Here is a 2,994-nt window from a genome sequence, read left to right as displayed (position 1 = left end):
GCCGTGGACAGCCCGCCCGCCCGGCGACGGGCTGTCCACGGCCGACTCGCCAATGGGCGGGCAGGCGCCTTCCTGCCAGCCGTCCTGGCCTTGTTCGCCGGGCTCGTCGCGGCGATCTGCTGGGGACCGGCCGTACCCGCCCACGCCGGCAGTGTTCAACAGAGCATCGTTCGCCCCAACCATCCGTTGGGCAACTTCACCGTCAACCACTACGACGGGCTGCGGCTGTCGACCGACCATGTCACCGACACCGCGATCGTCGACTCCGCCGAAATCCCCACACTCCAAGAGCGCGGCGCGGTCGACACCGACCAGGACGGGACGATCAGCACCCCCGAGGCGGCCCGCTACGCCCAGCAGCAATGCACGGCCCTCGCCCAAGCCGCGCCGCTCACCGTCGAAGGCAAGCCGGTCGCCTGGCGCACGACATCCTCCTCCTACACCCTGGCCCCCGGCTCGGCCGGACTGCCCACCAGCCGCCTGACCTGCAAGCTCTCAGCCCCGGCCACGCTGACGAAGGCCGCCCGGATCCACTTCGCCGACACCTTCCGCGACGACCGCATCGGCTGGCACGAAATCACCGCCGCCGCCGAAGGCGTGCGCATCGACCGGTCGCCCGTCCCCACGCGCAGCGTCAGCGACCAACTGCGCCACTACCCCGGCGACCTGCTCACCTCGCCCCTGGACGTCCGATCGGCGACCCTCCAGGTCCGGCCCGGCACCGGCTCGACCACCGCCCGGCTGCCCGAACCGCCCACCGCCGGGCCCTTCACCAAAGCCCTCAGCCACCTCACCGCCCGCTTCAACTCCCTGGCCGGCGCCCGACACCTCTCCCTGGGCGTCGGTCTGCTCGCCATCCTGCTCGCGGTCATCCTCGGCGCCGGGCACGCCGCGCTCCCCGGCCACGGCAAGACGGTCATGGCCGCCTACATCGCCGGACGCCGAGGCCGCACCCGCGACGCCCTCCTCGTCGGCGCCACCGTCACCCTCACCCACACCGGCGGCGTCCTGATCCTCGGCCTGCTCCTTTCGGCCTCGGCGGCCCTGGCCGGCGAATCCCTGCTGGCCTACCTCGGCGCCGCCAGCGGCCTGCTGGTCACCGCCATCGGCATCGGCCTGCTCCGCTCAGCCTGGCGCCCCCACCACGCCCACCACGGCCACGGGCACGGGCACGGGCACGGCCAGGGAGACGGACACGGGGACGTGCGCTTCGGCAAGGCCGGACTCATCGGACTGGGCCTGTCCGGCGGCCTGGTACCGAGCCCGTCCGCGCTGGTAGTCCTGCTCGGCGCCATCGCACTCGGCCGGACGATCTTCGGAGCCTGCCTCGTCCTGGCCTACGGACTCGGCATGGCCGCCACCCTCACCGCCGCCGGCCTCACCCTCGTCCGCCTCCAGGCAATGCTGGACAGAACCACCCTCGCCCGCAAGGCCGACCGCCTGGGCCGGCTCACTCCCGTGGCCACCGCCGCCCTGGTCATCGTAGTCGGCCTCGGACTAGCCCTCCGCGGCCTCAACGGCGCCCTCTGAGCGAGCGCGCCGTCGGCCTTCACGAAGACGACCCAGCGACACCCACCCCGAAGGGAGCAATGCCGAGCAGTGACGCAAAGAGGCACCGCAGGAGGCTACCGGCCCCACACCCGGCCGCACCATCCCGGCGCCCCCGCTCCGGAACGGTACGCGACCCGCATCGGACTTGACCGGCCCGTTGTCGCGGAAGAACTACGCCACTCGGCGCAAGGCCAGTGCATGGCCACGCCACCGTGCACGACGACGCGACCTCGGCCGATGCCACCCTTGGAGCCTTTATGAATGAGTGGGTGCAGACCCCCGACACCCCGCTCGGCAGCGACCAAGGGTCCGCTGGGCCAACGGTTCTCCTCCGCATCAGTTGCCCCCACGTGCCAGCAGAAAATGATCTCGACCAGCGTGGAATCCCAGTGCGGAAGGACACCAGGTCGCTGCAGCTCAAGGAGTTTCGTCAGCAGCAAAAGGCGGCGGGCAACCTGGCCATGGGCGAGAGGTATGCCATCGCCCGTGTCGTGCTCTTGATCGCGACTGCTCTTCAGGACCGCCTTGGTGGGAGGCGCTCGATGGTGCTGCCCCGCCGGGGGTGCGAGCCTGCGGATTCACGTCCGCGGAAGTGCGTTGCTGACTGCTCTGGTGGCTCTGACCGCTGGTTCTATGGGCGACATGACCGGCTTGGGTGGGCGCAGAGGACCCGGTTTCGGGAGCGCTACCAGGGTGGATGCAGGGCCCGGATCGAGCCGCCGAGCCGCCACCGAGCCGCCACGGGGACGAAGCGGGGCATGTCGGGCGGTAGACAAGCCGGGCAATTTCGCGTTTGCGCTGGTCAGGGTGGTGGGTCGCGTGGGACTCGAACCCACAACCTACGGATTAAAAGTCCGGAGCTCTGCCAATTGAGCTAGCGACCCGTCCCGCAAGGGTACCGAGATCGGCGAGGGGTTTGCGACGGGGTTAGGGCGTGGGGGTCAGGTGGACTGGGAGGTGCTTCAGGCCGTTCTGGAAGTTGGAGGCCAGGCGGACGGGGGTGCCGGTGAGGGTGGTGTCGTGGGGGAGGAGTTCGCGGAAGATGGCGCGCATCTGGGTGCGGGCCAGGTGGGCGCCCAGGCAGAAGTGGGGGCCGAAGCCGAAGCTGACGTGGTCGTTGGGGGTGCGGGTGATGTCGAAGCGGTCGGGGGACGGGAAGACGGTTTCGTCCCGGTTGGCGGAGGCGTGGTAGACGACCACCTTGTCGCCAGCGTTGATCTTCTGGCCGGAGAGTTCGACGGGTTGGGTGGCGGTGCGGCGGAAGTCCATGACCGGGGGCCAGTAGCGGAGCATCTCCTCCACGGCGGACGGGAGGAGGGACGGGTCGGAGCGGAGGCGGGCCAGGGCGGCGGGGCGGGCGGGGGGGGGGAGGAGGCCGCCGGGGATGCCGTTGCGGGGGGCGCCGCGGCCCGCCACGGCGACAGAGGAAGACCACGACCACAA

Annotated in this window: 2 protein-coding genes and 1 tRNA gene; 1 reads left to right on the top strand and 2 read right to left on the bottom strand. The window is 71.0% G+C overall.

Annotation, left to right across the window (positions count from 1 at the left end):
- Window positions 1-186: 186 nt before the first annotated feature.
- A complete protein-coding gene (locus HUX53_RS30645; protein ID WP_217920118.1) occupies window positions 187-1,530 on the top strand; it encodes a High-affinity nickel-transporter in 1,344 nt (447 codons plus the stop codon).
- Between the two features lie 829 nt (window positions 1,531-2,359).
- Here the strand turns inward: HUX53_RS30645 and HUX53_RS30640 are convergent.
- Window positions 2,360-2,435: transfer RNA gene (locus HUX53_RS30640), tRNA-Lys, on the bottom strand.
- A 43-nt stretch (window positions 2,436-2,478) separates the two neighbouring features.
- Window positions 2,479-2,994 (bottom strand): cytochrome P450 (locus HUX53_RS30635; protein ID WP_176406702.1); only part of this gene is annotated, 516 nt, incomplete at its 5' end.

The organism is Actinomadura sp. BRA 177 (assembly GCF_013372625.1).
GTDB lineage: Bacteria > Actinomycetota > Actinomycetes > Streptosporangiales > Streptosporangiaceae > Spirillospora.
This window is presented reverse-complemented; position numbering and strand designations above follow the sequence as displayed.